Origin of the sequence: Streptomyces sp. UNOB3_S3 (assembly GCF_020740895.1) — a bacterium.
Lineage (GTDB): Bacteria > Actinomycetota > Actinomycetes > Streptomycetales > Streptomycetaceae > Streptomyces.
This window is the reverse complement of the sequence record NZ_JAILXP010000376.1, coordinates 1-6,828: the sequence shown is the minus strand read 5'-3', so window position 1 is coordinate 6,828 and position 6,828 is coordinate 1. Positions and strand designations below refer to the sequence as shown.

The following is a 6,828-nucleotide window of genomic DNA, read 5'->3' as shown; positions in this document are numbered from 1 at the left end:
GGGCAGCGCCCCGAAGAGCAGCACGGCCACCGAGGCCAGTACCCACGCCGCCGGCAGCTGGGCGAGCGCCGCGCCGAGCACCCGGGGGAGCTGCCCCCCGACGTCCCCGGCCGTGATGCCGTACGCGAGGCCCATGCCCAGGCCGCCGGCGAGGAGGACGGCCGCCGTGCCCAGGCCGGCGAAGGCCAGGTGCCCGGCCGCCCACCGCAGCCGCCCGGTGGCCCCGGCCAGTACGGGTTCGGCGCGCCCGCCCGTCTCCTCCGCGCGCAGCCGCAGCACGCAGCCCACCGCGTAGAGCGCGGCGACCATGCCGAGCAGGCCCGTCAGGGCGGCGAGGAAGGAGTTGGTGAGGCCCTGGTGGCCGCCCATCCGCTCGACGATCTCGCGGGTGCTCTCGTTGCCGCCGACGAGGTCGGAGACGCCGTTGACCAGGGAGCCGAACACGGTGCCCGCGACGGCGAAGCCCGCCGCCCAGCCCAGCAGCGTGCCGCGCTGGAGCCGCCACGCCAGGCCGGTGGCGCCCGTGAGGTACCGGGGCGCCGTCGCGGCGCCCGGGCGCCCGGCCAGCAGGCCCGCGCCGATGTCGCGGCGCCCGGCCAGGGCGTAGGCGGCCGCCGAGGCGAGGGCCGCCGCCGTGTACGGCAGGAGGAGGACCCACCAGCGTTCGCCCGCGAAGGCCCGGGTCTGCTCGGCCCAGCCGATGGGGGAGAGCCAGACCGGCGGCGAGGAGGCGTCGGGGCTCGCCGCGTCGCCGGCCGCGCGCAGCAGGAAGGCGAGGCCCACGGTCGCGCCCGCGAGGCTCCGCGCCGCCCGGGCGGTGTCGGTGAGCTGGGCCGCGACGGCGGCGACGCCCGCGAAGCACAGCCCCGTACCGGCGACGGCCAGGCCCAGGGCGGCCGCGCCGCCGCCCGGCAGCCCGGCGCGGGCCAGCCCGGCGGTGACGAGGACGGCCACCAGGGCGTTGGCGGCCAGGGCCGTCAGCAGCGCGGCGGTCAGCGGGGCCCGGCGGCCGACGACCGCGGCGGACAGCAGTTCCTGACGGCCGGTCTCCTCCTCCTCGCGGGTGTGCCGGACCACGATCACCAGGCTCATGATCCCGGCGAGGACGCCGCCGAGGACGGCCATGCGCCAGGCGACCAGAGCGCCGGTGGAGTCGCCGAACACCGGTCCGTACAGTGCGCGGACCGAGGCGTTGGCGTTGGTGGAGCGGGCCACTCCGGCCCGGTCGGCGGCCGTGTCGTACAGCGACTCGAAGGCGCTCGCGACGCTGACGACCGCCAGGGACAGGGCCACGGCCCACACCGGCAGCAGCACCCGGTCGCGGCGCAGCGCGAGGCGGGCCAGCGTGCCCGTGCCGGCCAGCCGGGGCGAGGCGGCCGGCCGGGGCGAGGCGGCCGGCCGGGGCGAGGCGGCGGGGGCGCTCACGAGGTCACCGTCCGGGCGGGTTCGGCGGCGGCGTCCTGCTGGTAGTGGCGCAGGAAGAGCTCCTCCAGGGTGGGCGGGGTGCTGGTCAGGCTGCGGACGCCGGACTCGCCCAGCCGCCGCAGGACGGGCCCGAGTTCGCCGGTGTCCACCTGGAGCCGCACCTGCCGGCCCCGGCCCCCGTGGAGCTCGCGGACGGTGAGGTCGTGGACGCCGGGCAGCCGCGCCAGCCCGTCGGGCGCGCCCGTGAGCTCGGCGGTCACCGACGTCCGGGTGAGGTGGCGCAGCTCGGCGAGGGAGCCGGACTCCACGGTCGTCCCCTCGCGGATGATGCTGACCCGGTCGCACAGCGCCTCGACCTCGCCGAGGACGTGGCTGGAGAGCAGGACGGTGCGGCCGCGCCCGCGCTCCTCGGCCACGCAGGCGCGGAAGACCTCCTCCATCAGCGGGTCGAGGCCGGAGGTCGGCTCGTCGAGGACGAGGAGGTCGACGTCGGAGGCGAAGGCGGCGACCAGGGCGACCTTCTGGCGGTTGCCCTTGGAGTAGGCGCGTCCCTTCTTCGTGGGGTCGAGGTCGAAGCGTTCCAGCAGCCCGTCGCGGCGGGCGCGGTCGGCGCGGTCGGCGCCGCCGCGCAGCCGGACGAGCAGGTCGATGACCTCGCCGCCGGAGAGGTTGCGCCAGAGGGTGACGTCACCGGGGACGTACGCCACGCGGCGGTGGAGCTCCACGGCGTCGTGCCAGGGGTCCTTGCCGAGCACGCGCGCGGAGCCGCCGTCGGCGCGCAGCAGCCCGAGGAGGATCCGGATGGTGGTGGACTTCCCCGCGCCGTTGGGGCCGAGGAATCCGTGCGTCTCACCGGCCTCGACGGTGAGATCGAGGCCGTTCAGCGCGCGGGTCCGGCCGAAGGACTTGTCGAGGCCGGACACGTGGATCGCCTTCGTCATACCTCCGAACGTACGCTTCTTTCAGAAATTTGTGAAGGTTGGAAAGAGTGTAAATTGACCTGATGGGACCGCGAGCCCGCGGGACCGCGAGGGAGAGGACGGGACGATGAGCGAGACGACCGGAGCGGGCGGCCAGGACCCGGGGCGCGATCAGGAGGCGGTCTCCCGATTCGTCGAGCGCTTCGCCGCCGAGCTCACCGACGCGGGCATGCCGCGCATGGCCGCGCGGGTCTACGCGGCGCTGCTGGCCTCCGACTCGGGCGTGCTGACCTCGGCGGAGCTCGCCGAGTCCCTTCGGATCAGCCCGGCGGCGGTCTCGGGCGCCGTCCGCTACCTCACCCAGGTCGACATGCTCGGCCGTGAGCGGGAGCCGGGCACCCGGCGCGACCGCTACCGGCTCAACGCCGACATCTGGTTCGAGGCCCTCACCCGCCGCGACCAGCGGCTGATCCGCTGGGAGGGGGTCCTGCGCGACGGCTCGGCGACCTTGGGGGCCGACAGCCCGGCCGGGCTGCGGATCGCGGAGACCGCCGAGTTCATCGCGTTCCTGCAGAAGGAGTTCGAGCAGGTCCTGGAGCGCTGGCGCGAGCACAGAGCGAAGGGCTGACCCTCCGTCAGCTGCCTTCTCTACCCCGCCCCTCCGGGCCTCCGGAAGGGCCGAACGGCCCTGTCATCCCGGGCCGATCGGGTGTGTTCCGGCACTGCCATACTGCTTTGCGCTCGGAACGACGGAGTACAGGAGACCCAGCCCGTGAACACCCCCAAGGGCAACGACTATTACGCGCTGCTGGCCCGGCACGACGCGATGCGGTTGCGCCGGCAACTGCTCGCACCCGGTGGGGCACCCGCCCGGGACGACAGTCCCGGACCCGCGCGGGCCACGCCGTACTGCGACGAGGCCGACCGGCGGCTGATCCTGGGTCATCTGGACCTGGTCACCCCGTTCGAGGAGCTCATCACGCCCCTGTACGAGGTGATGTTCCGCCGCCACCCCTATCTGCGCTCGATGTTCCCCGAGTCGATGGCGTTCCAGCGCGCCCATCTCGCCAAGATGTTCCAGTACTTGACGGACCATCTGGAACGGCCCGAGGAGGTCGTCGCCACCTTCACCCGGCTGGGCCGCGACCACCGCAAGCTCGGCGTCCGCCGCGCCCACTACGCCACCTTCGAGGACGCCCTGCGCGAGGCGCTGCGCCTGCGGGCGGGCCGGCGCTGGAGCGTGGAGCTGGAGCGGGCCTGGCTGCGCATGCTGCGCTCCGCCGTCGACGCCATGGTCGCCGGGGCGGACGCCGCGCTCACCGAACCGCCCTACTGGCACGCCACGGTGGTCCGCCACGATCTGCGCCGCCCGGACCTGGCGGTGCTGCGCGTACGCACCCACGAGCCCTACCCCTACCGCGCCGGCCAGTACGGCGCGCTGGAGTCGCCGTTACTGCCGCACGCCTGGCGGCAGTACTCGATGGCCTGCGCCCCGCGCGCCGACAACATCGTCGAGTTCCATGTGCGGCGCACCGGCCCGGACGGGGTGAGCGAGGCCCTGGTCGACCGGACGCGCGTCGGCGACACCCTGCGGCTCGGCCCCGCCACCGGCACGATGACCCTCGCCGACGAACTCTCCCACGATCTGCTGCTGGTGGCCGGCGGCAGCGGCCTGGCCCCCGTCAAGGCCCTGCTCGACGAGCTGGCGACCCGCCGCCCCGCCCCCGGGCGGGTCCATCTCCTCCTCGCCGCCCGCGATCGCGGCGACCTCTACGACGGCGAGTGGCTCGCCGACCTCGAACGCCGCCGCCCCTGGCTGACCGTGCTGCCCGTCCTCGGCGACGCGCCCGCGCCCGGCGGCCGGTCCGTGGTCGCCGACGCCGTGACGCGCCACGGCGCGTGGGCGGACCGCCTCGCCTACGTCAGTGGACCGCCCGGGATGGTCGAGGACGCCGTGCGCGCGCTGCGCGGGATCGGGGTGCCGGCCGCGCGGATCCATCACGACCCGCTGGGCCCGTCCCCCGTGTCGTCGGTCTCCGCCGACAGATGGTGATCCACGCTCACCACGCCGTCGACGCTCTGGCACAGCTGGACGAGGACCGGCACCAGACTGCTGAGCCGCACCGAGCCGCTGAGCCGCACCTGACCGTGGTTCACCTCGACGCCCACGGCTGACGGCGACTGACGCAGCGTACGGACGAGGACGTCCTCCAGGATCTCCTCGCGGATGGCCCGGTCGGTGCGGAGGAAGACCCGCAGCAGGTCGCCCCGGCTGACCAGGCCCACCAGCCGGCCCGTGCCGTCCACCACCGGCAGCCGCTTGACACGGTGTTCCTCCATGGTGCGGGCGGCCTCCACCACGCTCCAGTCCGGCCGGGCGCACACGGCCGGGCTGGTCATCAGCCCCTCGGCGGTGGTCGCCTCGTGCTTCGCGCCCGTCCCGTCGCCGGCGCCCGGCGCGTTCGCCCGGGCGCCGGCCCCGTCATGGGGATCCGGCCGCCGCGAGGCCTTCGCCAGCAGATCCGCCTCGGAGACCACCCCCACCGGCCGGTCCTCGGCGTCCACCACCGGGACGGCGGTGATGTCGTGCTCCTGCAGCACGTGCACGATCTCGGTGAACAGCGTGCCGCGCTGGACCCGGACGACCGAGCGGGTCATCAGATCGCCCACGGTTCTGTGCTGGAGCATGTACCGGTCCCTCATCCCTCGGTGATCCGCCGTGCTGCCCTCCCAGCCTCGCACATACGGGGACGTACCGGTGCGGCCCGGGTCGGGCATGACCGGCATGTGGCGATCTTGTATCAACCACCCGTGACCCTTCCCCTGACCGGTGTTGACTCGATACCGTCCGGTCGGTTGTGATCGGCCGTCGATCGCGACCGGCCCGCAGACCGGGCGGCCGCCATCGGGGCCGCCCGCACCGAAAGGACCTCCGTGCGCGCACACCTCCGCCGAAGAGCCATATCGGCCCTCGTCACCACCGTCGTCGCCACCCCCGTGCTGCTCGCCGCGGCGGCGCCCGCCGAGGCGCGGCCCGCCGGACAGCACGAGAAGGCCGAACGGCTCGCCCGCAAGCTCGTCAAGACCTCCTCGGGGAAGAGCGCCTACCGCCACCTCCAGGCCCTCCAGAAGATCGCGGACGCCAACGGCGGCAACCGCGCCGCCGGCACGCCCGGCCATGTGGCGTCCACCGAGTACGTCTACCGCCTGCTGAAGAAGGCCGGTTACGACGTCTCGTACCAGGACTTCGACTTCTACGAGTCCAAGACGCTGCGCGAGAAGCTGGGCGTCGTCTCGCCCGAGCCGCGCGAGATCCGGACGTTCGCCTACAAGTTCAGCAAGGCCACGCCCGAGGGCGGCCTCGTCGCCCCGCTCGCCGCCGTCCGCGTCGACGAGACCCCGGGCTGCGGCCTGGACGACTACGCCGGCCAGGACTGGAAGGGGAAGATCGCGCTGGTCAAGCGCGGCAGCTGCGCCCTCCAGCAGAAGGAGGAGACCGCCGCCAAGGCGGGCGCCGCCGGTCTGATCCTCTACAACCACTCCGGCACCGAGCCGGTCCGGGGCACCGTCGAGACCCCGGACAAGGCCCATATCCCGGCCGCGGGCGTCTCCCTCGCCGACGGCGAGGCGCTGGCCGCGCAGATCGCCAAGGGCGAGACCAAGGTCCGCCTCGATGTGGCCACCGAGGCGATCAAGCGCCCCACCCGCAATGTGATCGCCGAGACCAGGGGCGGCAGCGCCGACCACGTGGTGACGCTCGGCAGCCACCTCGACTCCGTGCCCGCCGGCCCCGGCATCAACGACAACGGCTCCGGCTCCGCCGGCCTGCTGGAGGTCGCCCTCAAGCTCGCCCAGCAGACCCGCGGCCACGGCCAGCAGCCCACCAACAAGGTGCGGTTCGCCTGGTGGTCCGGTGAGGAGCTCGGCCTCCTCGGCTCCGACCACTACGTCGCCTCGCTCAGCGAGAAGCAGCGCAAGCAGATCGCGCTCTACCTCAACTTCGACATGATCGGCTCGCCCAACCCGGTGGAGTTCGTCTACGACGGCGACGACTCCGACCACACGGGCTCGGGCCCCGGCCCCAAGGGCTCGGCCCAGATCGAGAAGCTGATCAACGGCTACCTCGACCGCAAGGGCGCCCCGCACGAGGGCACCGACTTCGACGGCCGCTCCGACTACGGCCCGTTCATCGCCAAGGGCATCCCGGCGGGCGGCACCTTCACCGGTGCCGAGGGCATCAAGACCAAGGAGCAGGCGGCCCGGTTCGGCGGCACGGCGGGCACCGCCTACGACCCCAACTACCACGGCGCCGGCGACACCCTCGCCAACATCGACCGCAAGGCGTTCGACCTCAACATCGGCGTCATCGCGCACGCGGTCGGCATCTACGCCCACGACCTGAGCTCGCTCGACGAGCCCGCGGGACACTGATCCCGGCGCCGGGCGGCCCCCTCGGCGCCGCCCGGCCCGGCCCACCCCCGCG

General features: G+C 74.2%; 6 protein-coding genes. 3 read left to right on the top strand and 3 right to left on the bottom strand.

Going from position 1 to position 6,828, the window contains the following annotated elements; genetic code table 11:
- Together K6I33_RS29260 and K6I33_RS29255 are read right to left on the bottom strand one after the other, a co-directional pair.
- Positions 1 to 1,425: ABC transporter permease (locus K6I33_RS29260; RefSeq protein WP_229357553.1), on the bottom strand; the 1,425-nt coding region annotated here is incomplete at its 3' end.
- The gene (locus K6I33_RS29255) at positions 1,422 to 2,366 is read right to left on the bottom strand and encodes an ABC transporter ATP-binding protein (RefSeq protein WP_229357552.1); all 945 of its coding nucleotides are present in this window, start codon (positions 2,364 to 2,366) and stop codon (positions 1,422 to 1,424) included. The genes K6I33_RS29260 and K6I33_RS29255, both read right to left, overlap by 4 nt.
- 106 nt (positions 2,367 to 2,472) lie before the next feature.
- Between K6I33_RS29255 and K6I33_RS29250 the strand changes: the two genes are divergently transcribed.
- Together K6I33_RS29250 and K6I33_RS29245 are read left to right on the top strand one after the other, a co-directional pair.
- Positions 2,473 to 2,973 carry a GbsR/MarR family transcriptional regulator gene (locus K6I33_RS29250; RefSeq protein WP_229357551.1) on the top strand — a complete coding sequence of 167 codons (501 nt, stop codon included), beginning with the start codon at positions 2,473 to 2,475 and terminating at the stop codon, positions 2,971 to 2,973.
- A 198-nt stretch (positions 2,974 to 3,171) separates the two neighbouring features.
- On the top strand, positions 3,172 to 4,398 hold the full coding sequence (locus tag K6I33_RS29245) for a globin domain-containing protein (protein WP_229357554.1): 1,227 nt from the start codon (positions 3,172 to 3,174) through the stop codon (positions 4,396 to 4,398).
- On the opposite strand, the gene K6I33_RS29240 is transcribed toward K6I33_RS29245, so the two are convergent.
- Positions 4,344 to 5,033 (bottom strand): CBS domain-containing protein, encoded by a 690-nt coding sequence (locus K6I33_RS29240; RefSeq protein WP_229357550.1) that lies wholly within the window; start codon positions 5,031 to 5,033, stop codon positions 4,344 to 4,346. The genes K6I33_RS29245 and K6I33_RS29240 overlap by 55 nt on opposite strands.
- 246 nt (positions 5,034 to 5,279) lie before the next feature.
- On the opposite strand from K6I33_RS29240, the gene K6I33_RS29235 reads away from it, so the two are divergent.
- Entirely contained in the window at positions 5,280 to 6,776 is a 1,497-nt protein-coding gene (locus K6I33_RS29235) for a M28 family metallopeptidase (protein WP_229357549.1), read from the top strand.
- Positions 6,777 to 6,828 lie beyond the last annotated feature (52 nt).